The organism is Haloferax sp. Atlit-12N, from assembly GCF_003383095.1.
Taxonomy (GTDB): Archaea; Halobacteriota; Halobacteria; order Halobacteriales; family Haloferacaceae; genus Haloferax.
In genome coordinates this window covers 159,279-181,862 of the sequence record NZ_PSYW01000002.1, presented here as the reverse complement: position 1 = coordinate 181,862, position 22,584 = coordinate 159,279, and the positions used below count along the sequence as shown (strand labels likewise).

Sequence of the window (22,584 nt, the reverse complement as noted above, 5' to 3'; positions counted from 1 at the left end):
GTGACCGACTTCGACCCCGGCGACTACGAGATTTCGGAGCTCGGTCCGGCCATCAAGGACATCGACGACCTCGGCGAGTTAGAGGAGATTCTACAGGCCGAACACCGCGGGCAGAACCGCGCGCCGGCCGTCGCGCTCATCGAGAGCCGCATCGAGAAGTTCTCCGAGAACGACGACGAGCCGGCCGATGCCGACGGGATGGACCTCGCGTCGATGAGCACTGCAGAGGTCGGGAACGCCCTCCAGAGCGTCGAGGAGGTCTCGGACCTCGAATCGCTCCTCGAACGCGAGGAGACCGGCGAGGACCGCGACCCGGTGAAGCGGCTCATCAGAAACCGCATCGACTCCGTGAAGGGAAGCGACGAGGAAGACACGGAAGTCGAGGTGGACGAACGGCCGCCCGAGGAGCGTCACCCGGACCTCGACCACCCGACCCGCGACAAGCGACACGTCCGGTCGCTCCACGGGGGTACCTACCGCGACATGTGGGTCTACTGCGAGACGCAGGCGGGCGAACTCGTGGACGTGTCCAAAGAGATGCTGGGCAAGGCCCGTGAACTGATGGACACCTACAACGACGACTACACGACCGACGAGCGGGTCGTCGCAGTCCTCATCGGCTCCGACGTGTCGAAGCACGTCGAGGACGTCATCGCCTACGGCGCGGACGTGGTCGTCGTCCGCGAGGACGCCCGGCTCGAACGCTTCCAGCACAAGCCGTACACCGAGATATTCTGCGACATGGCCCGCGCGGGGGCGACCCACGAGAACTTCGAGGTCACGGACGGCCGCGACGAGCCGTGGCGCGACTACGACAAGCCGCGGTACGTGCTGTTCCCGGCGACGAACAACGGCCGGGACCTCTCGGCGCTCGTGCAGGCCGAACTCGACTCCGGCCTCGCCAGCGACTGCTCTGGGCTCTACATCACGGAAGAGGTCATCTCGAACCCGGTCAAGACCGGCGTCGCGGGCGAGAAAAAGGAGTTCCAGCGCGTCCTGCACATGAAGCGCCCGGACTTCTCCGGCTTCGAATACTCGACCATCCTCTGTATCGACAACCCGACGCGGGAGTTCCACCCGCAGGGCGCGTCGGTCATCCCGGGGAGCTTCGACCTGCCCGAACCCGACGCCGACCGTGAGGGACTCGTCGTCGAACACGACGCCCCGCTCGACGACGACTGGTTCCGCGTCACCGTCACGGACTTCGACCAGTTGGACGAGGGTATCGACCTGACCGGCCACGACGTCATCGTCGCGGTCGGCCGCGGCATCGGCGACGACCCGACGAAGGGTATCGAACTCGCCTTGGACCTCGCCGGCCAGTTCGAGGACGCCGAGGTGGGCGTCACCCGCGGCATCGTCACGGGGTCGTTCAACTTCGACGGCCACGTCGAGCAGTACACCCACGAGGACAGACAGATAGGCGAGACGGGGCAGGTCGTCGCGCCGAAACTCTACATCGCGGCGGGCATCTCCGGCGCGGTCCAGCACAAGGTCGGCATGGACGAGTCGGACACCATCGTCGCGGTCAACACCGACCCCGACGCCCGTATCCGCGACTTCTCGGACTACTTCATCGAGGGCGACCTGTTCGAGGTGCTGCCGAGGCTGACGACGGCGCTCAAGGAGGGCCGGTTCGAGGCGGCGGTCGCCAGCGACGGGGGAACCGAACCGACCGGAACGCCCGACGATGGCGCGGCCGCGGACGACCGGGGTGAGTCGCAATGAGCGACTACGAACACTACGAGGCGCTGGTCGTCGGGGCGGGTCCCGGTGGGGCGGCGGCGGCCGCGACGTTCGCCAACTACGGCATCGAGACGCTCGTCCTCGAACGCGGCGTCGAGGCCGGGTCGAAGAACGTCTCGGGCGGGCTCATCTACGCCGAGGAGTCCGCGCCGTACACCATCGACGACCTCTTTCCGGGGTTCCGCGAGGCGGCCGCCGAGCGGCCCATCACGAAGTACCGCATCCACAACATCGCCGGCGACAAGGTCGAGTCGTTCGACCTCACGGACCTCCACGAACACGACACCGAGTGGTCCGACTCCGTTCTCCGGCGGAAGATGGACTCGTGGCTCGAAGACCGCGTCCACGAGCGGACCCGCGAGACCGGCGGCGGCCTCCTGACGGGCGTCCACGTCAACGGCCTGCTCCGCGAGGAGGGCCGCATCGTCGGCGTCACGCTGGACGAACTCGACCCGATAACCGCCGATATCATCGTCGCGGCCGACGGGGTGAACTCCGAACTCGCTCGCGACGCGGGCCTGATGGACTGGGACGAGCCCGACGAGTGGTTCCAGGGCGTCAAGGCCGTCGTCGACATGCCGGAAGACGCCATCGCCGACCGGTTCGACGTGGCGGAAGACGAGGGGGCGGCGCACCTGTTCTCGGGCGACCTGTTCGAGGGCGTCCGCGGCGGCGGCTTCCTCTACACGAACCGCGACACGCTGTCGCTCGGGACGGTGTTCCATCTCGACAGCCTCGTCGCGGAGCAGGCGGAGCCCCACGAGCTACTGGACGGGCTCTTGACCCATCCGCTGCTCGCGCAGTGGCTCGGCGACGACTACACCGAACTGGAGTACAGCGCGAAACTCGTGCCCGACTCCAAGAAGGTCGCCCTGCGCGAACCGCACTTCGGCCGCCTGCTCCTCGTCGGCGACGCGGCCGGCCAGATGCAGGCACAGGGGCCCATCATCAAGGGCATGAACCACGCCGTCACCGCCGGCGCGCTCGCCGCGGAGTCGTACGCGCAGGCCAAGTCGCGCAACGAACCGGAGAAGGCTGGGACCCGCTACGCCCGCAAACTCCGGAGCGAGGGCGTGATGAAGAAGCTCCGCCCCCGCGGCTACGAACTGCTCCGCGGCGTCGCCGAGGATGACGGCGTGACCGACGTGGTCGATATCGTACTCACCTCGGCGGTCGGGCGCGCCGGCGTCCGCGCGCTTTCCGGACGGCTCGAACGCCTCTACAACGTCCCGACGCTGTCGGCGCTGATGCCGGACACGCGGACGCCCTACGTCACGCTCCCGACGGTCATCGCCGAGGAGTTGGGAACGCGAGTGCGCGACGAGAGTTCGGTGACGCCGCCGGACCTCGAAGCCCGCATCGGCGGGCTGACCTACGACACCGACATCGGCAGCCCGCACATCACGCTCCGCGACGAGTCCTACGAGGCGAGCGGGGCCGCGGTGGCGGCCTGCCCCGTCTCCGCGGTCGACTTCGGCGGCGGCTGTTACCGCGAGGAGGTCGTCCGGACCAACGGCTCGGAGGAGCGCGTCGTCAGCCTCGACACCCAGCCCTGCGTCGAGTGCGGCACCTGCGCCGTCGTCGCCGACACCGAATGGACCCACCCGCGCGGCGACAAGGGCGTCGAGTTCAAGTGGGGGTGACCGAGGTGAGCCAATGAGTCGCGACGTGACCCAATCGGAGTCCCGCCCCGTCGCCGACGGTCGCGGTGCCGAGGAGCGCCACCCCGAAGACGTTCGATTCGGGGAGCGTGCCAGAGCCCTCGCCGCCGAGGCCCGAGAGGCCCGGGAGTCGTTCGACCCGCCGCCGCCGTCGGCCGCGGACCAGCGCGCGCTCGAATGCGCCCGCGACGGCGTCGGCCCGGCGGTGTCGCTCTACGTCAGCGCGCGGACGGGCGACCGGCAGGTCTCGTTTACCGGCGAGGAGTTCGAACTGCTCCACCGGGCGATGAACGACTGGCTCACCATGTACGCCCAGTGTTACGGCGTCGACCTCGACGCGGACTTCACGGTCCGCGAGGCCGCCGAAGTCCTGCTGCGGACCCACGACGTGCTCGACACCGCCCAACTGCTGACCTGCGTCCCCGAGAGGCGCTGAGGGCGGCGCACGAGCCCCGATTCACCCGTCGGCTCCACCGACTGTCGTCGGGTCCGGCACGAACAACAATTATAAATCATGAGTGTGATTGTGTACCATGGAAGTAACTGACAGTCTCAACTTCGGACACAAAGACCGCAAGGACATCTACGAGTACATCGAGCGCCACGGGACCGTCCGCGAGGACGAGGTACGGCGAGCGCTCAACTTCGAGCCGGCGGCGCTGGGGGCGCACCTGACCGTCCTGCGGCGGGACGGCTACATCCGAAAGGTCGGCAACCACGTGGAGGTGGCCTACGCGCCCGGCGAGGAGGAGACGGTGGAACTCGGCGACCTCGACGTGACGATTCGGATGGCCCAGAACGTCGACTTGGAGAGCCTCGTCGACGCCATCCACGAGGTCGCGGACGAGGGCCGGTACATCGAGGCCGAGACGGTCGCCGACCTACTCGACCACGAGGAGGTCGTCCTCCGACACAACGAGGTCAGTTCCCGGATGGTGTTCGTCGCCACCGTCGGCGACGAACTCGCCGGCTGGGTCCACCTCGACCTGCCCGAGGCGGAGAAACTGAGCCACACCGCCGTCCTGACAGTCGGCACGCGACCGGAATTCCGCGGCCACGGCATCGGGAGCAAACTCCTCGACCGCGGCGTCGACTGGGCTCGGGAGCGCGGCTTCGAGAAACTCTACAACAGCGTTCCGGCGACCAACGAGGAGGCAATCGCGTTCCTCGAAGGCCACGGCTGGGAGACCGAAGCCGTCCGCGACGCTCACTACAAGATAGACGGTGACTACGTCGACGAAGTGATGATGGCCGTCACGCTCCGGTGAGCGCCGCCTCGACCAGCCGCCGACCCTGATTTTCTGCGCGTCGTCGCTCCCCGACAGCGACGCATCGACCTGTGACTGCTCAGCCCGCGGCCGGCCGCACTACGACCAGCCGCACTGCGACCGGCTGACTTACGCCCAGTCGTCTTCGGCCCCATCGAGGGGTTCGGCGACGACGCCGTCCTGCTGGACGAGCGCCCTCGCGTGGGCCGTACAGACGTCCCTGTCGGCGTCCCACGGAACGTAGAGCCTGACCGCCGCGACGTTCTCGCAGTCGGGTTCGCTACACTCGGCCATACGGAGAGCGTCGGCTCCGACGACTATCGGTGTGTCGGCGGGCAAGCGACTGAGATGCGGCCGCTCCTTGGGCGGGTGTCACCGGAATCGCTCGCGTTCCTCGTGGGCCGCGTCGGTGCCGTACTCGTCCACGAGCGGTTCGTAGGCGTCGCCGAGCGCGCGCATGGCCCCCGCGGTCGAGTGGAAGTCGAGTTCGTCGGCGACGACGCTCCACGGCCGCGTCTGGAGGACCTTGCGGACCAGCAGTCGCTCCTCTCGGGGCGTGAGCGAGGCCCGCTCGGGGTTCGTGAGGTGCGCGAGGCCGAGTCGCCGGAACGCGCCGGGCGCGGTCGTGTAGAGCCCCGGCCCGTAGGACGCGCCCACGATGACGCGCCACTCGTATTCGGAGAGGTCGGGTTCGGCGGCGGTGTCGACGGCGGCGAGGGCGGCCCGCGCCACGTCGGCGTCGAGGTCCGAGAGGGCGTCGCCGAGCACGTCGCTAACGCGGCCGCGGAACCACGCCGCGTGGCGGTCGCGGAGGTCGCGGCCGGCGGGCGACAGGGGGTGCATCATGAGCGCCGAGTACTCGCCGCTGGTGTCGTTTCTGGTGGTCGAAAGGTGGACCGTGCCGTAGCCGTTGTCACGCCAGAACGAGAGGAGTTCGGGTGTCGCGCCGAAGCCGACGCCGAGGTAGTCCGCGTCGTCCGCGAACTCGTCGCGTATCTCCGAGAGGAGCCGTGAGCCGAGACCAGACGACCGGACCGCGTGGTGGGTGGCGATGCGCATCACGCGGTAGCCCACGGGGACGCCCGCGTCCTCGTCGCGGAGTTGGCTCGTGAACACGTCGGGGAGCATGTTCCCGCGGATGCGGCCGCCGTCGTACATGTGCTGGCGGGTGTCGGCGTCGAGGCCACCCTCGCGCGCGAGGAGCGCGACCGAGACGACGCGTCCCTCGTGGGTGAGCGCCCGAAGCGTCAGGTTCGGGGCGTCGAGGAGGCGAGCGAGGTCGTCCGGTTCGGTCCGGTAGTGCGCGAGGACGAGCAGGCCGAACGCCTCGCGGAGCAGGTGCTCGTCCGCCAGGAGGTCATCGGGCGAAAGCGCCCGGTAGGACGTTGACTCCGGCGTCGCGTCCGTGACGAGCTGGTCGACCGGCGGCCGAGCGTCGAGGAGGAGCGCGCGGAACGTCCACGACTCGACGGGGTCGCCGGCGGCGTAGCGAATCGGGTCGTCGAGGCGCGCGTCGGTCACCTCGCGGTCCGCGTCGTCGAGGCGGTCGCGGAAGCGGACGGCGAAGCCGCGACCCGCGCCCTCGTAGCCGCGGACGGTCGTACAGAAAGCGACCGCGGGCGCGGCGAGGAACGATTCGAGGAGCCTGACGGGAAGGGCGGCCGCCTCGTCCACGACGAGCGCGTCGGCGTCGGCCGCTGCATCGCCGGCTTCTGTCGGCGGGACGTACCGGACCCGACCGCCGCGTTCGGACAAGATATCGAAGTCGTCCGCGCCGCCCTCACGGAGCGCGCCAAGTTCGGAGAGGAGTCGCTCGGCGCGGGCGAACACCTCGGCGGCGTTTCGCTTCCCGGGCGCGGTCACGACCACGTCCTTGCCCTCGGCCGCGAGACTTCCGGCGGCGAGGCCCGCGGCGCTCGACTTCCCGCGGCCGCGGTCGGCCTCCACGACGACGGCGGTTCCCGGTTCGGACAGCGCTTCGAGGGCAGCGAGCGCGTCGGACTGGTCGGCGGTGAGACAGTCCTCGTAGGCGCGACGCGGGAACCGGCGGTCTTTCTCTCTCGGCACCCGCGGCGGGGCGGCGTCGAAGCTGATTCCCTGTCGGTACGCGCCGTCGCGTTCGACGGTTCCCGAATCGAGATCCACGAGGGCGACGCCGGGGTGGTCCCGGAGCGTCGAGACGAGTCGGCCGCGGAAGCGACCGGTTACGTCGCCGATGGAAAACGGCGGGACGGCCAGTCGCTCGTCGAAGGAGTCGCGGCGGACCGCCCACTCGTCGAGAGAGGGGGTGAGCAAAACGAGCAGGCCGCCGCCGTCGACCGCGCCGGCGACGCGGCCGAGCGCGTTCGCCGAGAACTCCTCGTGGGCGTCGAGGACGACGAGCGTCCGGGTCGTCCCGAGGAGCGACGAGGCGCGCTTCGGTTCGACGCGGTGGAAGCGAAAGCCCTCCCGGGCGGTGACGAACGTCACCTCGTCGTCGGGCACGTCGGCTCCGCGGACCGCGTCGAAGGCGGCGTCGATGCCGGCGTCCCGGTCGCCGGCGAGGACGAGGAGGCGTCGCTGGTTCGTCGCCATCGCCTCCTCGCGGCGGGCGGCGGCGAGCGCCTCGACGTCGGGGTCGTCGCCGAGTCTGGTCATGGGATGGATACGCCGGCGCGGCTATTCACTTCCTTCGGTCGGGTGCGAGCGACCAGCAATTCGGTCGGCACAGCGGTGGTTTTGGTGGGGCGTCACACTCCGCCGAATGTGAGTTATGTGAGCAATCGACACGGTGGTTCGGGGCGTTGTGATCGGCGAGAAATCGGGCGATTCGCGGGTCGTGCGGACGCGTCGCACGCCGGTACGATTTTGAAAGCGCTTTTATGGGGGCCGGAGCAAAGAGTGGTTACAGCCTGTCCGGGGTTGATGAACCTCCTCGCCGTAGGGAAATCGTTGACCGGTCGCGACCGACCGACCGGTGTGATACCGGCGAGGGAGTCGAGCCCGCGAGCAGGATATAGGTGAACAACAATGGCTGTTTACGTAGACTTCGACGTACCGGCCGACCTCGCTGACAGCGCCGTCGAGGCGCTCGAGGTCGCCCGAGATACTGGTATCGTGAAGAAAGGAACCAACGAAACGACCAAGTCCATCGAGCGGGGCAACGCCCAGCTCGTCCTCATCGCGGAAGACGTCTCCCCCGAGGAGATCGTCATGCACCTGCCCGAACTCGCCGACGAGAAGGGCATTCCGTTCATCTTCGTCGAGACGCAGGACGACATCGGTCACGCCGCCGGCCTCGAAGTCGGTAGTGCCGCGGCCGCCATCGTCGACGCCGGCGACGCGTCCGACGATGTCGAGGACATCGCGACTAAGGTCGAGGACCTTCGATAACCGACCATGAGCGCGGACGAACAAGCCAGCGACTCGACGCCTGCCGAAGTCATCGAAGTCGTTGGAAAGACTGGGATGCACGGCGAGGCCATGCAGGTCAAGTGCCGCATCCGCGAAGGCTCCAACCAGGGCCGTATCATCACGCGAAACGTGCTGGGTCCCGTCCGCGAGGGCGACATCCTCCAGCTCCGCGAGACTCAGCGTGACGCCGACTCCATCGGAGGGCAGTAACAATGGTCGAGAAGCGCACGTGCGACTACAGCGGTGAAGAGATCGAGCCCGGCACGGGCACGATGTACGTCAAGACCGACGGCACCATCCTCCACTTCAAGGACTCGAAGGCCGAGAAGAACTACTTCCTCGGCCGCGAGGCCCGCGACCTCGAGTGGACGGAGGCCGGCCGCCGCGCGAGCGGCAAGTCGGAGGACAACTGATGTCCGACGCAGAGCGCACCTTCGTGATGGTCAAGCCCGACGGCGTCCAGCGCGGCCTCATCGGAGACATCGTCTCCCGCTTCGAGGACCGCGGTCTCAAGATGGTCGGCGGCAAGTTCATGCAGATCGACGAGGAGCTCGCCCACGACCACTACGGTGAGCACGAGGGCAAGCCCTTCTTCGAGGGTCTCGTCGACTTCATCACGTCCGGTCCCGTCTTCGCGATGGTCTGGGAAGGACAGGACGCGACGCGACAGGTCCGCGGCATGATGGGCGAGACGGACCCCGCAGAGTCCGCTCCCGGCACCATCCGCGGCGACTACGGTCTCGACCTCGGCCGGAACGTCATCCACGGCTCCGACCACGAGGACGAGGGCGCGAACGAGCGCGAAATCGCGCTCTTCTTCGACGAGGACGAACTCGTCGACTACGAGCGCATCGACGAGACCTGGCTCTACGAATAAGTCTCGTCTCGCGGTTCTCACGCTTTCTTCCGAGAGGAGCGGCGGCCACGTCCTCCCCTCTCGTCCGCGCTCCAGCCGCCGAGAGGGCGTTCTCGTCGGTTCGGTGTGCGGGATTCTACCATCGGTCATCCGCGGTCGGCGGCGACCGTCTCCGCGCCCTGACCGTCCACTACGCGGCGAACAACGGTTTTCTCGTCGCCCGGCGAAACGTGTCACATGGTCGAAGTGGAACTCGTACTCCTCGCGCTCGCGGCGCTGTTCGTCGTCGGCGCGGTGGCGATGCTCGGCGCGACCGCGGTAGCGGCGTGGACGGCCACGCGGCTGGTGGTGACGCTCTCGACGCTCGTGCGGCCGGTCGTCCTCGGGCCGACCGACATCCGCGACGTGGAACTCCGCGTGGCCGGCCTGCGCGCGCTCGACCACGTCGATTCGGGCGTCGTCACGAATGTCGTCCCCGAGCGGCGGCGTGGCGCGAGCGGACTCACCCGGTTCTCTCGCCGAGACGGCGTGCGGCTCGACCTCGCGCTCGCGACGCCCGACGACCGGACCGCGACCGTCTGGGTACCCGTTCCCGAGGCGCTGACCGGTGGGTCGCGGTTCGAGCGCATCGCCGCCGCGTGCGACGTGCCCCCAGAAGAGATTTCGGACGCCGTCGGCGCGGAGCTTCCGCTAGTGCGCGGTTCCGACGGCGGATGGCGCGTCGGAAACAGGGGCCACCGTGGACCCGACGACGATACCGCACTCGCGTCTTCGTTCGAGACCGAGCGCGTTTAATTCGCGCAACCGGTACTGGCGGGTCGTCAGGCGCGCCGTCGCCGACCACCGCCGAGGCGCGACCGAATACGGTGGGCCGCCACCTTGGCGATGACCCGCGGACCCGGTGGGAGCAAGCCGAGTTGGCGCGCGATTCCCATCAGATTCACGAGGTTCCACTGCTCGACGATGCGGCCGTCTTCGAGGCGGAAGACGAAGAACGCCGGTTGCTCGAACGACTTCCCGGTCGGGACGAGGTTCCCCCACGGCTCCTGCGGCGTCCCCCGCGCCGTGAGTCGCATCATCACCCGGTCGCCCTCGCCGACCGCGTCTTCGACCGCGAGGTGCCAGTCGGGGACTGCCCCGCGGAAGCCGAGTATCTGGTCGACCAGCGCGTCTCTCCCCACTTGTTCGACGCCGACGCCCAACTGGTGAGTGACGACATCCTCGCGAACTAACTCCTCGGCCGCCGCCGCGTCCCCCTCGTTGACGAACTCCCCGACGTATCGGCGGCACAGTTCGACGTTCGTCCGTTCCGGTGCGACTGATTCGGTGCCCATACCGAACGATACGTTGTGTGGTATGTTAACATTTATTTCACGTGGAGGGAGCCGTGACACTCACGGCGACGAGAACGCGGGACAGTTCCGCGGCGCTACGTGTTCGATGCGGCGTAAAAAGAACGAACGGGGAACGACGGGTCGGGTCGCTCAGTCGGCCTGCGGGACGGGCGCGTCGAGGTCGATTTCGCCGGCGTCGAGTTCGGCTTCGACCTCGCGGGCGGCCTGAACCATGTTCTCCATCTTCTGGTAGGCGACCTCGCGAGGGAGGAGCTTCACGCCGCAGTCGGGCGAGACGGTGAGCTTCTCCGGCGGGACGACCTTCAGGCCCTGCTTGATGTTCTCCTTAATCTCCTCGACGGTCTCGACTTCGGTGGTGTGCACGTCGAGGACGCCGAGCGCGAGGTCCGGCTCGAACTCGGGGTCAGTGAACACGTCGATCTGCTCGTAGCCGCCGTTGCAGAGTTCCACGTCGAACTCGTCGATGGGGTAGTCGTTGAGTTCAGGGTAGATGCGGGAGTAGTCACCGTAACAGACGTGGAGGCCGATGCGGACCTCGTCGGAGATGCCCGCGACGATGCGTTCGAGACACTCGCCGACGATGGCGTGGTCGTCCGGCGTCGTCGCCAGCGCGGGCTCGTCGATCTGGATGTAGGTCGCGCCCGCCTCGACGAGCTTCTCGATTTCCTCGTTGACGAGGTCGGCCAGCGCGTACGCGAGGTCCGCCTCGGAGTCGTAGTGCTCGTTGAAGGACCAGCTCGCGAGCGTGTAGGGGCCCGTGATGGGCACCTTGACGGGCTTGGAGGCCACGTCGCTCGTGAACTCGAACTCGTCGACCAGCCACGGCTCGTCGTACTCGACCTCGCCGACGACAGAGGGCTTGTCGAAGTAGTTGTGACCCCACACCTTCACCGGGCCGTTGAACTCGTAGCCGGGGATGCGGTGGGCGAAGTACTCGACCATCTCCTCGCGGCGCATCTCGCCGTCGACGACGGTGTCGAGGCCGGAGCGCTCGTGTTCGTGCGTGATGACTCGACAGGCGTCGTCGTGAGCCTCGTGGAGGTGCTCCTGCGTGAACTTGGAGTCGGGGTCCTCCGCGAGGTCGTTGGCGCGGTTGAGCCACTTGGGCTTCGGGTAGGAGCCGACGACGGTGGTGAGCAGGAAGTGCTCGTTGTCGTGGTTCTCGGGGCGGAACTGCTCGCGGTTCTCGGCGTCGCGGCTCATGCTTCCACCTCCAGTTCGTCCTCGGTAGCGGCCGCGAGGGCGGCGAGCTTCTCCGTCGCGCGGTTCTCAGGCAGGTAGAACAGTTCGGTGTTGGAGGTCACGTAGGCGGTGTCGAACGTCTGGCTCTGGATGTTGTCGAGGGTCCACTCGACGCGCTCGCGGACCGTCGCGGGGTCTTCGACCAGCGTGTTCTGGCCGTCGACGAGGCCCAGAGCGATGTCGTCTTTCGTGCCGTACTCGTTGACGTTGTAGAGCGTCTGGTCGCGGTCGCCGGCGACGAAGTCGAAGCCGATGGCGTCCACGTCGGCGTCCATGAGGTGCGCGTAGACCTTCTCGTCGAGCGCGCCCCAGTAGGTGTGGACGACCACGTCGGCGTCGGTCGCGTCGGAGACGGCGGAGATTGCCTCGGGGACGCGCTCGTCGACGTCCTCGCCCGGCGGCGAGAACACGAGCGAGGGCTCGAGGAGGAACAGCGTCTCGTGGTCGGGGAAGGCGTCGACCTCGCCCGCGAGGAACTCGCTCACGGCGTCGAGGAAGTCGGCCTCGTCACCGTAGTGCTCGTCGGTGGCGAGGTCCGAAAGCGAGTACGGGCCGGGGAGGACCGCCTGCAGCGACTCGCCGCCGAGGAGGTCGGCGGTGGCGTCGAGTTCGTCCGCGACGTCGCCGGAGAAGGTGAGTTCGCCGCGGACCTGCGGGTCGCGGTAGAAGTTGTTGTTGTCGTAGTAGCGGACGATGCCGCCGGTCTCGACGTTCTCGTGGACCGTCAGCGGGTGCGCGAGCATGTCGTCCCAGCGGAGTTGCCCCTCGACGACGCGGTCGAGGCCGGCGTCAGTCTGCTCGGAGACGACTTCCTCGCGAGCGCGGTCGTACGCGCTCACGATGTCTGCGCCCTCGGTACCGGAGATGAGGTCGTGTTTCTGGTGGCCCTTGAGGTCGGAAAGCTCCTGTTTCGCCCAATCCGGGAGGGGATACAGTCCCGGTGTCGTCGAGACGAGTTCAGTCATCACTCCTGGCTAAGAAATGACGGTGTATAATATTTCCTGTATCAACATATGCGCATTGGTTATTCCAACGCGAGCACCGTGAGCGTCTCGTAGGGGTACGACTCCTGAACGACGACCTCGTGGCCGAAGCCGTTGGCCTCGGCGCGGGCGAGCACCTCGTCGTAGCCGGTGAAGCTACTCACGAGGAGGAAGACGGTGCCGCCCGGTTTGAGGACGCGCCCGACCGTGTCGAGGAAAGGGTCGATGATTTCGCGGCCGTCCTCGCCGCCGGTGAGCGCGACTTCCATCCAGTCGTCGCGCGCGGCTTCGAGGTCTTCGGGGAGGTACGGCGGGTTGAACGCCACCGCGTCGAAGGCGTCGTCGCGGAACGGTTCGACGAGGCTCCCGCGGACGACCTCGAAGCCGCGGTGGCCGTCGGCTCGGAGCGCGGCGGCGCGCTCGGCCGCCTGCCGGCAGGCGTGGGGGTTGAGGTCGCTCGCGACCACGTCGGCGTCGGTCTTCGTCGCGAGCCGCTCTGCGACCCAGCCCGAGCCGGTGCCGACTTCGAGGACGCGCCCCGAGACGCGCCCGACCGCGGCCTGCGCGAGCAGTCCGGAGTCCTCCGCGGGCTGGTAGACTGAGGTGTTCATTCCGCGGCGCTCGGCGAGGTCGGTCATTCTTCGGCCCCCTTGGAGCCGGTCGAGGCCTCGTCGTCGCCGCCTTCACCGTCCTCGACGCCGCCGTCGGCTTCGGGGCTCGTCTCGGGTTGCTGGTCGGTGAGCGGAACCGGTCGCGAGGGGTTCCGTTCGGACAGTTCGCGCTGCGGGAACGGGATGGTGATGTCCTCCTCGGCGAACGCCTCACTGACGGCCGAGATGGTCGCGGTCCGCGCGCGCCACCACCGTCGGGCGCTCGGACGGTCTATCCACGGGCGTACCCCGAGGACGACCGCCGAGTCGCCGAACTGCTTGGCGACGACCTGCGGCTTCGGCACCGACAGCACCTCGTCGAGGTCTTCGACGGCGGCCTGCGCCACGTCGGCGGCGCGGTCGAGGTCGGTCTCGTAGTCGACGCCGACCTCGACGTCGAGGCGGAGTCGACCCTTTCGACTGCGGTTGACGAGGCTCTCCGAACTCACCACGTCGTTCGGAATCATCACGAACTCGCCGTCGAACGTCTGGATACGCGTGTTCACGACCGTGATTTCGGTGACGATGCCCTCGTGGTCGCCGACCTCGACCCAGTCGCCGATTTCGAACGGTCGGGAGAACATGATGACGAAGCCAGCGATGAGCGCGCCGAGGGTCTGTCTCGCGGCCATACCGACCACGATACCGAGGAAACCAGCGCCGACGAGGAAGCCGCCGAGGTCGGCCCGCCAGATGCCGAGGATGACCGCGAGCGTGGTGAGGTAGGTCGTCACCTGCGCGATGCGGTAGATGATTTCGCGCTGGTGGTCCGAAATCTCCGGGCGCGTGCTCGCAATCTCGCCGATGAACCGGCCGAGGACGCTCGTGAGGACGTACGCGCCGACGACGAACGCCGCCGACAGCGCGATGCGGACGAACGTCTGTCTGTTGAGGTCGTACTGCGCGGAAATCGTGCCGATGTCGCCCGACAGCGACCAGACCGCGAAGACGAACGCCCCGCCGCCGGCGACGACGACGAGTCGGAGGACCGTCACCGAGAGGTGCCACAGCGGCATCGAAACGAACTCTACCTCCTTGTCGTGGAGTCGCGCGCCGAGTCGCCAGACCGCGACGACGACGACGGTCAGGAGGACGCTCGCGGCGACGCGGAGTTCGAACGTCGGGAACAGCGACGCGATATCGAGAACGGTACCGCTCTGGAGGGGGGTTGCCGTCGAGGCGAGGCGGAGGAGCACCGCGGCGAGTGCGGGGACAGTCATGGGTTATAAGCCGACCGACGCGGCGAGTTGCGCGAGTTCGGCGAACTCAGCGGGAGCCATGTTGCCGGCGCGCTTTCGGAGCACGTCCTCGTCCGCGGCCTCGACGACTGCTTCGGGGTCCGACAGCCCGGAGATGTGCGCCGTGTTGCGGATGCCGTTTCTGATGGTCTTTCGTCGCTGGGTGAAAAGCGCCTTCACGAAGTCGAGGAAGAACGCCTCGTCGTCGACCTCGTAGTCCGGCTTCCGCGGCGTGATGCGGACGATGACGCTCTGGACCGCGGGCTTGGGGTCGAACGCCTCGCGGGGGACGTGCTCGCAGAGTTCGACCTCGCCGTAGTGCTGGGTGCTCACCGAGAGACGACCGTACTCCGAGGTGCCCGCCTCGGCGGCCATCCGCTCGCCGAACTCCTTTTGGAACATCAACACGAGCGGCTTCCCGCGGGGGAGCAGGCGGAACGAAATCTCCGAGGAGATGCCGTACGGGAGGTTCGAGACGCAGGCGGTGAACTCGGGCAGGTCGACGTCGAGCGCGTCGCCCTCGACGACGGTGAGCCGCCCCGATTCGACCTCCTCGGCGAACTCGCGGCGCAGGTGTGCTGCGAACGTTCGGTCCTGTTCGACGACGGTCACGCGGTCGGCGACGCCGAGCAGTCGGTCCGTGAGGACGCCCGGCCCGCCGCCGATTTCGAGGACGTGCGAGCGGTCCGCCTCCTCGGGGAGATACGTCGGGATTCGGTCGACGACGCGGTCGTCGACGAGGAAGTGCTGGTCGTGGTCCGGGTTCCCGCGAGCGCCCGCCCGCCGGATGAGGGCGTCCGGGTCGCGCGCGGCGGCCTCGCGGACCTGTTCGCTGCCGTCGCTCGTCATTGGGAGAGGTATCGTGCGGGAGCGGGTAAAAGTCCCGTTCCGCTACCGTCCGTCGTGTCCGACGAACGTCTTGTACTTCACGTCGTTGTCGCGGAGTTCGTCGAGGATGCGCTCGACGATGACCTCCTTCGGGCGGTGGAGCCCCGAGACGCGCTCTTCGAGGTCCTCGAACGACTCGAACGGCCCCTGTCGCTTGCGCGATTCGAGAATCTTGTCGCGGAGCTTCTTCCCGATGCCGGGAAGCAAGTTGAGTTGGTGGAGCCGCAACGTGATGGGCTGTGCGTCGTTGTAGAAGTCGACGAACCGCCGTTCGTCGGCCTCGACGATGTCCTCGACGACGTAGTCGACTTCGGCCGTCGCCGTGTTCGAGAGGTCGCCGTACGAGAGTTCTTCGACGGACTGAATCAGTTCGCGGTCGGCGGCCGGCGAGACGACGAGCCGGTCGCCGATGCTCACGTCGGCGTCTTCGACGAGGGTCAACTCGAGGAGACGGAAGTCGGACTCTCCGAGCGCGTACGCGATGGGTGCCGCGTCGAAGCGCCGTCGGTCGTCTCCTTGACGCCCGTGGCGGAGTACGTCGAGTACGACGACGTACTCGGTCGTGGCGTCGGCGTCACCGCTCTCCGTACGTGTCATGTCAGTAGTTACGGCGAGCCGATATTTAAATAGTTGGCCGCGCTGTCACGCGGTCAGACGTACTTCGCGACGACGTTGAGGATTTCGTCGAGTTCGTCGCCCGAGAGCGCGTAGCGCTGCTGGGCGAACACCGCGCGGAGTTCGTCGCGCGACTGCGGGAGGAGGTCCGCGATTTTGATGGCGGTCGGACCGTCGACCTTCTCGAGCTCGGCGAGCTCCTCGACGAGTTCGCGAGATTCCTCGGGGTCGAGGTGGGCGAACCGGTTGACGTGTTCTATCGCACGGGCCAGTTCGTAGCGCATCTCGCGCTCTTCGTCGGCGGCGCGTTCCGCCTCAACCTCGGCGAGCAGCTCCTTGACCTCGGAGGTCGTCAGATACTCCTCGTCGAGCTTTTCTTTGAAGATGGTCATCGCTTACTGCTGGGCGCGCAGGTGAGCAGGACGGACGATAACCGTCTTCTCTTTGCCGCCGTCGTTGATCTGGACCTTGAACGCGCGGCCCTGCTTCCCGGTGACTTCACCGGTGAGACCGTTGAAGCGCGGGTGGAAGCGACCCTCGCGGACGCTCGGGTCGATGTTGAGGTGGACCTTCTGGCCCTCCTCGAATTCCGCGATAGCGCGCTGCGGCGGCGAAGTGCCGCGCTCGCGCGGCTTGTTCGAGAGCTTTCCTCGCGTCCCCTTCATCGGACCGTTGGAGCTCGGCATAGTCGTGAGAACGAATACTTGCGTCGCCATTATAAATTGCACGTTACGAACCGCGCGTGTGTGTCTCCCGCGTGGTCGCGCGGGAGGGACGGACTTAACCCGAGTCGGCGCGGCGCTTCTCGTATGTCCGAAGACGAGCGACGCATCGAGACGCGCGCCATCCACGCGGGACAGGAGCCCGACGAGGAGACGGGGGCGCTCATGACGCCCATCTACGCGAACTCGACGTACGCCCAAGACGGGCCGGGCGACCACCGCGGCTACGAGTACTCCCGCACCGGGAACCCGACGCGAACCGACCTCGAATCGAACCTCGCGGCGCTCGAAAACGGCTCGTACGGCCGCGCATTCTCATCGGGGATGGGCTCGATAAACACCGTGCTCAACCTCCTCGAAGCGGGTGACCACGTCGTCGCCGGCAACGACGTGTACGGCGGCACCCACCGCATCTTCACGCAGGTGTACGAGAAGTACGACCTCGAATTCGACTTCGTCGACACCACCGACCACGACGCCGTCCGCGACGCCGTCCGCGAGGAGACCGAACTCGTGTGGGTCGAGACGCCGACGAACCCGCTCATGCGCGTCAACGACATCGGCGCGCTCGCCGACATCGCCCACGAGGTCGACGCGATGTGCGCCGTCGACAACACCTTCGCCACGCCGTACCTCCAGCGCCCCCTCGACCACGGCGCGGACATCGTCTCGCACTCGCTGACGAAGTACCTCGGCGGCCACTCCGACGTCGTCGGCGGCGCGCTCGTCACCGACGACGCGGACCTCGACGAGGAGATCGCGTTCTACCAGAACTCCGTCGGCGCGACGCCTTCGCCGTTCGACTGCTTCCTCGTCCTCCGCGGGACGAAGACGCTCCCGGTCCGGATGGACCGCCACTGTGACAACGCCCGCGAACTCGCCACGTGGCTCGACGGCCACGAGGCGGTCTCCGAGGTGTTCTACCCCGGCCTCGACTCCCACCCGCAACACGACCTCGCGGCCGAGCAGATGGACGACTTCGGCGGGATGCTCTCGTTCGAACTCGACGGCTCGCTCGAACAGGCCTCGACCGTCGTCGAGGAGACCGAGGTGTTCACGCTCGCCGAGAGCCTCGGCGGCGTCGAGAGTCTCATCGAACAGCCTGCGGCGATGACCCACGCGGCCATCCCCCGCGAAGAGCGACTCGAAGCGGGTCTCACCGACGGCCTCATCCGCGTCTCCGTCGGCGTCGAACACATCGACGACATGAAGGCCGACCTGCAGCGGGCGTTCGACGCGGCGTTCTGAGGCGTCGAAGTCCGCATCGACTCGTCCTCGCGCGCTTTCGCGCGCCCTCACGAACCGGTCGTTGCCGCGAGTTGAGAACGCGAGTAAGGGTTATTGAATAGCACGATGAATAATGAGGTATGTCCCAGGAGTCAGTCACCCTGAGCGCGGAGTCCGTACAGCGACAGAGCTACACCGAACCCACAGACCGCGTGATGGTCGATTCCGACGACCACGAGGGGTCGAGCCACAGCGCCGAGCAGTTCGGTATCGGGCTGGCCATCGGCTTCCTCCTCGGCGGCGTCGCGGGCGTCATCGGCGACTCCCTGGCCATCGGCGTGATGCTCGGGCTCACGTTCGGCGTCGTCCTCGGCGTCTACTTCATGGAGCACCGCTGACGGCGGGCGAGCGCGGTCGCTCCGGGGACGAACCTGCGAAAAAGGTCGGTCGTCAGTTCAGATACGGCCGACGTTCTCGACGGAGACGCTTTCGACGCCTTCGACTTCGATGAACGCTTCCTCGACGGCCTCGGTGCCACCGGCGTCGTCGGGGACGATGACGGTCGGCAGGAGGGCGACGAGACCGAACGCGACGTCGTCGCGTTCGAAGCCCTTGATTTTCGCACCCTCGGGCAGGGAGTCTTCGAGCGCGTCCTCGAGGTTGTCGAGGTCGAGCTCGGGGCTGTTCGGCATGACCTTGATTTTAGCAGCTACTTTTCCCATGATTATGGACCCATGAACCCGCAGTCGGGGCACTCGTAGAGGTTGCTCTGCTTGCGGCACTTGGAACAACGCGAAATCTCCTGGCCACAGTCGGGGCACTTGAACGTCGCCGCGCTCATGCCGGCGATGTTGATGCCACAGGACACACACTGGTGCGCGTGTCGCTGTTCGGACTCGCTCATACGCTCACAAACCGGCGCGCGACTTTTAACCGTTGTCTTTCCGGGTTCTGCTGGGGGAAATCCATGCCCCGCGTGGACACGGCTCACCCGAGCGCCAGCGGCCCCATGAGAACGCACATCAGATGGACGCGCCGACAACCGAATCGGACGGGGAGGTGGCCAACGACCCCGGCGACGACGAGGACGGCGACGCCACCGCCCCCCGCGAACGCCCACGAGAGAACGACGAGGAGGGCGCAAACGGCGGTGACGAGTCGGCGCTGGTCGAGCCTCCCGACGACCGCGAGCGCCCGGTCGCCGACGACCGGCACCAACACCGCCCCGCAGAGCCCCGAGAGGACCGTCACCGGCACGGCGAGGCCAAGTCCCGTCGGGAGTTCCGCCTCGGTGAGCGCGACGAGCGCCCCCGTTCTGGGCGTCCCCAACCCGGCGAGCGCGAACAGCGCGAACACCGTCGTAGCCGTCGTGGCCGCGCTGGTCGCGGTGACGTAGGCCCGGGTCGACTCGTCGGGGTCGCGGCCGGGGAGGACGGCCAGCGCGAGCGTCCCGGCGACGCCGGCGGAGACGCCCGGGAGATAGCCGACGAACGCGCCGCCGCCGGTCCCCGCGGCGACGCTCCGCACGACCGCCCCCGGCGACGTTGCGAGCGTGGCGTCGCCCTGCGGCGGCACGCCGGACCCCCGCCGCGCTGCCAAGAGGACCGGGACGCCGAACAGCCCGGCCAAGAGCGGAGCCAACACGCCGCCGACGGGGAGCGGCCCCCCGAACGCTCGGTCGAGGACGGCGAGGCCGAGTCCCGTCGAGGCGGCGATGGTCACGCAGGCCGCCAGTTTTGCTCGCCGGCTCGGTTCGGTCCAGACGAGCGCGGCGGCGACGCCGACGAGAACCAGCCACAGGTGGTCGCGAACGACGGGGTAGCCCTCGACCAATACCTCCGTGAGGGGCACCGCGACCGGCACCGCCAGACAGAGCGCCGCGCCGCTTCCGAGCGCTGATAGCCTGAGCGCTTCGCGTCCCCGCCCGCCGAGAACGAGTTTGTGCGCCGGCAACGCCCCCGGCGCGAGCGCGGCGTCGGGTACGCCGAGCGTCAGCGCCGGCACCACGTCGAGGAACGTGTGTACGGTCGACGCCGAGAGGACGGCGGCCGCGACGGCGACCGGCGGGCCGGGGAACTCCGAGGCGACCCCGGCGAGAAGCAGGGCGAACGCGTTGGCGTGGAGGCCGGGGACGAGCCCCGAGCACGTCCCGAGGCAGACGCCGACGACCACACCGAGGAGGGCGGCGACCGTCGGGTCGGCCGCGGCGGGCGACGCGAGCGTCGCCACTCGGTCGAGGAGCGTGATAGCCGCCCCGCCGATGAGGAACATCGCGCCGAAGTGGCCGCGGCTTCCGGTATGAAGCTACGCGCTCGGCACCGACATCGCCGCCGACACCGACTGCGCTATGGCCTGTACTGAGTCGTCGGACGCGCGACCAACGCCGCCGCTGGCGGGTTGCGTCGAAAGAAATCGGAGTTTCGAAGCGAGCGTCGCCGCGGATGCGGCGGGGTCTCGCGGAAGTTTAACCGAAGAGCGCGCCGAGGCCCTCGCCGTCGGCTTCTTCGTCGTCGTCGCCGTCGTCGCCGCCTTCGTCAGCGGCCTCTTCTTCGGCGTCTTCCTCGTCGTCGTCGTCAGCGGCCTCGACCTCGCCACCGGCGGAACCGCCCGCGGCGGGCGCGGGGGCAGCGGCGGCCGTCTCGATGGCCTCTTCGATGTCGACGTCCTCGAGCGCGGCGACGAGCGCCTTGACACGGGACTCCTCGACATCGACACCGGCGGCCTCGAGGACCGCGGTGATGTTCTCTTCGTTGACCTCTTCGTCCGACTCGTTCAGGATGAGCGCAGCGTAGACGTATTCCATTGTTGTGTACCTTGTGTGTTGTTAGAACAGGGAGCCGAGGGCGTCGCCAGCGTCTTCGTCGTCGCCGTCGTCTTCGGCGGCGTCTTCGTCGGCGTCGGCGTCTGCCTCGTCGGCGTCCGCTGCTTCTTCGTCAGTCGATTCTTCTTCCTCGGCGGCACCCGTGTCAGCCGCGGACACGCCGCGGAGTTCCTCGGGAAGCGCCTCTTCGTCGTCGATGTTCGCCGCGAGCGCCCGAAGCTGGGCGTCCGCCTTCGAGATGAGCTCGGGCATGAAGTCCGGGCTCTCGATGTTGGCGAACAGACCGACGGCCTTGGCCTCGCTCGTCGCCTTGGCGATGAGCGTCGGCGCGGTCTGGGCGGTCGGGTAGACCGCGTTGACCGACAGGTTCGTCGCGGCGGAGACGGCCGACTGGATGTCGGCGCGGTACTCGTCCACGTCGATGGCGAGTTCGTCGGGCTCGAACAGGACGCCTTCGGAGAAGACGCCGCGGAGGTCGAGACCGACCTCCTTGGGCTCGATGCCGAGTTCCGCCAGGACGTTCGCGAGTTCCTCGGAGACTTCCTCGCCCGCGGAAAGGACGTTGGAGTCTTCCGTCACCTTGATCGAGCCGTCCATGATGCGGGCGGACGCCCCGACCTGCTGGAGTTCGCCGACGAACGGACCCGGGTCGACACCGGTGTCACCCTCGGGGATGACGATGTCGTTCGGGGCGACTTCACCGGCGTTGATGGGCGCGGGCGTCTTCGACGCCTCGAGCTCCTTGAACAGGGCGAACGGGTTGTCGTTCGTGCCGATGAGGGCGACCTGCCCGGCGATGTACTCCTTGAGTTCCTCGAAGCCGTCGTTGACTTCGTCGAGCGCGCGGTTCGCGAGCGTGTTACGGCTCATGCGCACCGCGGCCGAACCGTGAAGCTCGCGGCGCATGGCCTGGAGCTGGCGGCTCGGGATGCCCGCGACGCCGACGACGCCGACGGATTCGTAGGATTCGATGAAGTCGACGAGTTCGTCGACCTCTTCACGCTTCCACTGTGGGATGACCTCGGTCTGCCGAACCTCGGATTCGCTCATGCGGGCACCTCCACGGACGGCCCCATCGTCGTCTTCACGTAGACGGAATCGATGTTGAGCGGGCCCTTTTCGAGCGTCGCTTCGAGACGACGGACGATAACGTCGATGTTCTCCGCGATCTCGTCGGGCGTCATGTCGTCTGCGCCGACGCGCGTGTGGAACGTACGACGGTCACGCGAGCGGAGCTGCACCGTGTTCTTCATCCGGTTCACCGTCTCGACGACGTCGTCGTCGGGCTGAAGCGGGGTCGGCATCTTACCACGGGGACCGAGCACGGTACCGAGGTAGCGACCGATGTCCTGCATCAGTCCAGCCTCGGCAACGAAGAAGTCGGTCTCGTCGGCAAGGTCTTTCGCCGCATCGGTGTCGTCGCCGAAGTCTTCGAGCTCATCGGGCCCGAGAACTTCGTCGGCGACATCCTCTGCGCGGAGCGCGGTTTCACCGGTCGCGAACACCACAATCTGGGTGTCCTGGCCGGTGCCAGACGGGAGCACGATGCTCTCGTCGACACGCTTCGACGGGTCGTTAAGATCTAAGTCTCGCAAGTTCACGGCGAGGTCAACCGTTTCGCGGAAGTTCCGCCCGGGTGCCTCGTCGAGTGCGCGAGAGACTGCGTCAACTATTGTGTCTGCCATTATTCACCTCCGTAGTACGCAGGATTGCTCCTACGGGTCAGTGAAACAGGCTACTGCCTGCCTCGTCCGGCAGGACGAGTAGGCTCAACTTAAGTCCGTCGAACTACGGGAGCCGAAACCCCCGAATTCGGGGGTTTCGCGTGCCACAGCCACACATGCGGGCTGGCGAGCACGCGAGCGATGCGAGGTCGTCGACGGTCGGGCCGCTCCGGGTCGAATCGGGTCGGTGGAGAG

The 22,584-nt window shown here is 67.6% G+C and carries 28 protein-coding genes; 11 read left to right on the top strand and 17 right to left on the bottom strand.

Annotated features, from left to right (window positions below):
- The 4 genes from C5B90_RS09165 (at position 1) to C5B90_RS09150 (ending at position 4,675) form a co-directional block, all read left to right on the top strand.
- On the top strand, positions 1-1,728 hold the full coding sequence (locus tag C5B90_RS09165; RefSeq protein ID WP_115880912.1) for an electron transfer flavoprotein subunit alpha/FixB family protein: 1,728 nt from the start codon (positions 1-3) through the stop codon (positions 1,726-1,728).
- A complete protein-coding gene (locus C5B90_RS09160) occupies positions 1,725-3,389 on the top strand; it encodes an FAD-dependent monooxygenase (protein ID WP_115880910.1) in 1,665 nt (554 codons plus the stop codon). Before C5B90_RS09165 ends, C5B90_RS09160 begins: the two co-directional genes overlap by 4 nt.
- Before the next feature lie 13 nt (positions 3,390-3,402).
- On the top strand, positions 3,403-3,843 hold the full coding sequence (locus C5B90_RS09155) for a hypothetical protein (RefSeq protein ID WP_115880908.1): 441 nt from the start codon (positions 3,403-3,405) through the stop codon (positions 3,841-3,843).
- Positions 3,844-3,940: 97 nt separating this feature from the next.
- Positions 3,941-4,675, top strand: a complete 735-nt coding sequence (locus C5B90_RS09150) for a GNAT family N-acetyltransferase (RefSeq protein WP_115880906.1) — start codon at positions 3,941-3,943, stop codon at positions 4,673-4,675.
- 129 nt (positions 4,676-4,804) lie between these two features.
- Here C5B90_RS09150 and C5B90_RS20800 read toward each other — a convergent pair whose 3' ends face one another.
- Together C5B90_RS20800 and tmcA are read right to left on the bottom strand one after the other, a co-directional pair.
- The gene (locus C5B90_RS20800) at positions 4,805-4,969 is read right to left on the bottom strand and encodes a hypothetical protein (protein WP_199517469.1); all 165 of its coding nucleotides are present in this window, start codon (positions 4,967-4,969) and stop codon (positions 4,805-4,807) included.
- Between the two features lie 78 nt (positions 4,970-5,047).
- Positions 5,048-7,312 carry a tRNA(Met) cytidine acetyltransferase TmcA gene (tmcA, locus tag C5B90_RS09145; protein ID WP_115880904.1) on the bottom strand — a complete coding sequence of 755 codons (2,265 nt, stop codon included), beginning with the start codon at positions 7,310-7,312 and terminating at the stop codon, positions 5,048-5,050.
- A gap of 372 nt (positions 7,313-7,684) precedes the next feature.
- Between tmcA and rpl7ae the strand changes: the two genes are divergently transcribed.
- From rpl7ae to C5B90_RS09120, 5 genes are all read left to right on the top strand, one after another.
- The gene (gene rpl7ae / locus C5B90_RS09140) at positions 7,685-8,047 is read left to right on the top strand and encodes a 50S ribosomal protein L7Ae (protein ID WP_004042964.1); all 363 of its coding nucleotides are present in this window, start codon (positions 7,685-7,687) and stop codon (positions 8,045-8,047) included.
- Between the two features lie 6 nt (positions 8,048-8,053).
- Positions 8,054-8,278: a 30S ribosomal protein S28e gene (locus C5B90_RS09135; protein ID WP_004042966.1), complete on the top strand. Its 225-nt coding sequence runs from the start codon at positions 8,054-8,056 to the stop codon at positions 8,276-8,278.
- Positions 8,279-8,280: 2 nt separating this feature from the next.
- Complete coding sequence (locus tag C5B90_RS09130; protein WP_004974594.1) at positions 8,281-8,481, top strand: 50S ribosomal protein L24e; 201 nt, start codon at positions 8,281-8,283, stop codon at positions 8,479-8,481.
- Complete coding sequence (ndk, locus tag C5B90_RS09125; protein ID WP_004974592.1) at positions 8,481-8,945, top strand: nucleoside-diphosphate kinase; 465 nt, start codon at positions 8,481-8,483, stop codon at positions 8,943-8,945. Before C5B90_RS09130 ends, ndk begins: the two co-directional genes overlap by 1 nt.
- A gap of 216 nt (positions 8,946-9,161) precedes the next feature.
- Positions 9,162-9,719 carry a hypothetical protein gene (locus C5B90_RS09120; RefSeq protein WP_115880902.1) on the top strand — a complete coding sequence of 186 codons (558 nt, stop codon included), beginning with the start codon at positions 9,162-9,164 and terminating at the stop codon, positions 9,717-9,719.
- A 26-nt stretch (positions 9,720-9,745) separates the two neighbouring features.
- On the opposite strand, the gene C5B90_RS09115 is transcribed toward C5B90_RS09120, so the two are convergent.
- The 9 genes from C5B90_RS09115 to C5B90_RS09075 form a co-directional block, all read right to left on the bottom strand.
- A complete protein-coding gene (locus tag C5B90_RS09115; protein WP_115880900.1) occupies positions 9,746-10,258 on the bottom strand; it encodes an ester cyclase in 513 nt (170 codons plus the stop codon).
- Positions 10,259-10,408: 150 nt separating this feature from the next.
- Positions 10,409-11,482: a methionine synthase gene (locus C5B90_RS09110; protein WP_058828314.1), complete on the bottom strand. Its 1,074-nt coding sequence runs from the start codon at positions 11,480-11,482 to the stop codon at positions 10,409-10,411.
- Entirely contained in the window at positions 11,479-12,486 is a 1,008-nt protein-coding gene (locus tag C5B90_RS09105) for a 5-methyltetrahydropteroyltriglutamate--homocysteine methyltransferase (RefSeq protein WP_115880898.1), read from the bottom strand. The genes C5B90_RS09110 and C5B90_RS09105 overlap by 4 nt, the downstream gene beginning before the upstream one ends.
- 59 nt (positions 12,487-12,545) lie before the next feature.
- Entirely contained in the window at positions 12,546-13,142 is a 597-nt protein-coding gene (locus tag C5B90_RS09100; protein WP_004969386.1) for a HemK2/MTQ2 family protein methyltransferase, read from the bottom strand.
- Entirely contained in the window at positions 13,139-14,374 is a 1,236-nt protein-coding gene (locus C5B90_RS09095; protein WP_115880896.1) for a mechanosensitive ion channel family protein, read from the bottom strand. The genes C5B90_RS09100 and C5B90_RS09095 overlap by 4 nt, the downstream gene beginning before the upstream one ends.
- Before the next feature lie 3 nt (positions 14,375-14,377).
- Positions 14,378-15,241, bottom strand: coding sequence for a 16S ribosomal RNA methyltransferase A (locus tag C5B90_RS09090; protein ID WP_115880894.1), 864 nt, complete (start codon positions 15,239-15,241; stop codon positions 14,378-14,380).
- Between the two features lie 42 nt (positions 15,242-15,283).
- Positions 15,284-15,877, bottom strand: a complete 594-nt coding sequence (locus tag C5B90_RS09085) for a DUF655 domain-containing protein (RefSeq protein ID WP_058569022.1) — start codon at positions 15,875-15,877, stop codon at positions 15,284-15,286.
- Positions 15,878-15,930: 53 nt separating this feature from the next.
- Positions 15,931-16,287 carry an RNA polymerase Rpb4 family protein gene (locus tag C5B90_RS09080; RefSeq protein WP_004042989.1) on the bottom strand — a complete coding sequence of 119 codons (357 nt, stop codon included), beginning with the start codon at positions 16,285-16,287 and terminating at the stop codon, positions 15,931-15,933.
- Between the two features lie 3 nt (positions 16,288-16,290).
- On the bottom strand, positions 16,291-16,581 hold the full coding sequence (locus C5B90_RS09075; protein ID WP_004061361.1) for a 50S ribosomal protein L21e: 291 nt from the start codon (positions 16,579-16,581) through the stop codon (positions 16,291-16,293).
- A 123-nt stretch (positions 16,582-16,704) separates the two neighbouring features.
- Here C5B90_RS09075 and C5B90_RS09070 point away from each other — a divergent pair, with 123 nt between their 5' ends.
- Positions 16,705-17,865, top strand: a complete 1,161-nt coding sequence (locus tag C5B90_RS09070) for a cystathionine gamma-synthase (protein ID WP_115880892.1) — start codon at positions 16,705-16,707, stop codon at positions 17,863-17,865.
- Positions 17,866-17,984: 119 nt separating this feature from the next.
- Complete coding sequence (locus C5B90_RS09065) at positions 17,985-18,242, top strand: hypothetical protein (RefSeq protein WP_058828308.1); 258 nt, start codon at positions 17,985-17,987, stop codon at positions 18,240-18,242.
- Between the two features lie 57 nt (positions 18,243-18,299).
- Here C5B90_RS09065 and C5B90_RS09060 read toward each other — a convergent pair whose 3' ends face one another.
- The 6 genes from C5B90_RS09060 to C5B90_RS09035 form a co-directional block, all read right to left on the bottom strand.
- Positions 18,300-18,566, bottom strand: coding sequence for an elongation factor 1-beta (locus tag C5B90_RS09060; protein ID WP_004969379.1), 267 nt, complete (start codon positions 18,564-18,566; stop codon positions 18,300-18,302).
- A 2-nt stretch (positions 18,567-18,568) separates the two neighbouring features.
- Entirely contained in the window at positions 18,569-18,748 is a 180-nt protein-coding gene (locus C5B90_RS09055) for an HVO_2753 family zinc finger protein (protein WP_004042997.1), read from the bottom strand.
- 83 nt (positions 18,749-18,831) lie between these two features.
- Positions 18,832-20,115, bottom strand: a complete 1,284-nt coding sequence (locus C5B90_RS09050; protein ID WP_199517468.1) for a tripartite tricarboxylate transporter permease — start codon at positions 20,113-20,115, stop codon at positions 18,832-18,834.
- 193 nt (positions 20,116-20,308) lie between these two features.
- Positions 20,309-20,647, bottom strand: coding sequence for a 50S ribosomal protein P1 (rpl12p, locus tag C5B90_RS09045; RefSeq protein ID WP_115880890.1), 339 nt, complete (start codon positions 20,645-20,647; stop codon positions 20,309-20,311).
- A 21-nt stretch (positions 20,648-20,668) separates the two neighbouring features.
- A complete protein-coding gene (locus C5B90_RS09040; protein WP_115880888.1) occupies positions 20,669-21,715 on the bottom strand; it encodes a 50S ribosomal protein L10 in 1,047 nt (348 codons plus the stop codon).
- A complete protein-coding gene (locus C5B90_RS09035) occupies positions 21,712-22,350 on the bottom strand; it encodes a 50S ribosomal protein L1 (protein WP_004969375.1) in 639 nt (212 codons plus the stop codon). The genes C5B90_RS09040 and C5B90_RS09035 overlap by 4 nt, the downstream gene beginning before the upstream one ends.
- Positions 22,351-22,584 lie beyond the last annotated feature (234 nt).

What these genes read in the sequence shown, in the direction of transcription:
- C5B90_RS09160 (WP_115880910.1), top strand. Translation starts at nt 1,725, where the DNA reads ATGAGCGACTACGAACACTACGAGGCGCTGGTCGTCGGGGCGGGTCCC.
- C5B90_RS09155 (WP_115880908.1), top strand. Translation starts at nt 3,403, where the DNA reads ATGAGTCGCGACGTGACCCAATCGGAGTCCCGCCCCGTCGCCGACGGT.
- C5B90_RS09150 (WP_115880906.1), top strand. Translation starts at nt 3,941, where the DNA reads ATGGAAGTAACTGACAGTCTCAACTTCGGACACAAAGACCGCAAGGAC.
- C5B90_RS20800 (WP_199517469.1), bottom strand. Translation starts at nt 4,969, where the DNA reads ATGGCCGAGTGTAGCGAACCCGACTGCGAGAACGTCGCGGCGGTCAGG.
- tmcA (WP_115880904.1), bottom strand. Translation starts at nt 7,312, where the DNA reads ATGACCAGACTCGGCGACGACCCCGACGTCGAGGCGCTCGCCGCCGCC.
- rpl7ae (WP_004042964.1), top strand. Translation starts at nt 7,685, where the DNA reads ATGGCTGTTTACGTAGACTTCGACGTACCGGCCGACCTCGCTGACAGC.
- C5B90_RS09135 (WP_004042966.1), top strand. Translation starts at nt 8,054, where the DNA reads ATGAGCGCGGACGAACAAGCCAGCGACTCGACGCCTGCCGAAGTCATC.
- C5B90_RS09130 (WP_004974594.1), top strand. Translation starts at nt 8,281, where the DNA reads ATGGTCGAGAAGCGCACGTGCGACTACAGCGGTGAAGAGATCGAGCCC.
- ndk (WP_004974592.1), top strand. Translation starts at nt 8,481, where the DNA reads ATGTCCGACGCAGAGCGCACCTTCGTGATGGTCAAGCCCGACGGCGTC.
- C5B90_RS09120 (WP_115880902.1), top strand. Translation starts at nt 9,162, where the DNA reads ATGGTCGAAGTGGAACTCGTACTCCTCGCGCTCGCGGCGCTGTTCGTC.
- C5B90_RS09115 (WP_115880900.1), bottom strand. Translation starts at nt 10,258, where the DNA reads ATGGGCACCGAATCAGTCGCACCGGAACGGACGAACGTCGAACTGTGC.
- C5B90_RS09110 (WP_058828314.1), bottom strand. Translation starts at nt 11,482, where the DNA reads ATGAGCCGCGACGCCGAGAACCGCGAGCAGTTCCGCCCCGAGAACCAC.
- C5B90_RS09105 (WP_115880898.1), bottom strand. Translation starts at nt 12,486, where the DNA reads ATGACTGAACTCGTCTCGACGACACCGGGACTGTATCCCCTCCCGGAT.
- C5B90_RS09100 (WP_004969386.1), bottom strand. Translation starts at nt 13,142, where the DNA reads ATGACCGACCTCGCCGAGCGCCGCGGAATGAACACCTCAGTCTACCAG.
- C5B90_RS09095 (WP_115880896.1), bottom strand. Translation starts at nt 14,374, where the DNA reads ATGACTGTCCCCGCACTCGCCGCGGTGCTCCTCCGCCTCGCCTCGACG.
- C5B90_RS09090 (WP_115880894.1), bottom strand. Translation starts at nt 15,241, where the DNA reads ATGACGAGCGACGGCAGCGAACAGGTCCGCGAGGCCGCCGCGCGCGAC.
- C5B90_RS09085 (WP_058569022.1), bottom strand. Translation starts at nt 15,877, where the DNA reads ATGACACGTACGGAGAGCGGTGACGCCGACGCCACGACCGAGTACGTC.
- C5B90_RS09080 (WP_004042989.1), bottom strand. Translation starts at nt 16,287, where the DNA reads ATGACCATCTTCAAAGAAAAGCTCGACGAGGAGTATCTGACGACCTCC.
- C5B90_RS09075 (WP_004061361.1), bottom strand. Translation starts at nt 16,581, where the DNA reads ATGCCGAGCTCCAACGGTCCGATGAAGGGGACGCGAGGAAAGCTCTCG.
- C5B90_RS09070 (WP_115880892.1), top strand. Translation starts at nt 16,705, where the DNA reads ATGTCCGAAGACGAGCGACGCATCGAGACGCGCGCCATCCACGCGGGA.
- C5B90_RS09065 (WP_058828308.1), top strand. Translation starts at nt 17,985, where the DNA reads ATGTCCCAGGAGTCAGTCACCCTGAGCGCGGAGTCCGTACAGCGACAG.
- C5B90_RS09060 (WP_004969379.1), bottom strand. Translation starts at nt 18,566, where the DNA reads ATGGGAAAAGTAGCTGCTAAAATCAAGGTCATGCCGAACAGCCCCGAG.
- C5B90_RS09055 (WP_004042997.1), bottom strand. Translation starts at nt 18,748, where the DNA reads ATGAGCGAGTCCGAACAGCGACACGCGCACCAGTGTGTGTCCTGTGGC.
- C5B90_RS09050 (WP_199517468.1), bottom strand. Translation starts at nt 20,115, where the DNA reads ATGTTCCTCATCGGCGGGGCGGCTATCACGCTCCTCGACCGAGTGGCG.
- rpl12p (WP_115880890.1), bottom strand. Translation starts at nt 20,647, where the DNA reads ATGGAATACGTCTACGCTGCGCTCATCCTGAACGAGTCGGACGAAGAG.
- C5B90_RS09040 (WP_115880888.1), bottom strand. Translation starts at nt 21,715, where the DNA reads ATGAGCGAATCCGAGGTTCGGCAGACCGAGGTCATCCCACAGTGGAAG.
- C5B90_RS09035 (WP_004969375.1), bottom strand. Translation starts at nt 22,350, where the DNA reads ATGGCAGACACAATAGTTGACGCAGTCTCTCGCGCACTCGACGAGGCA.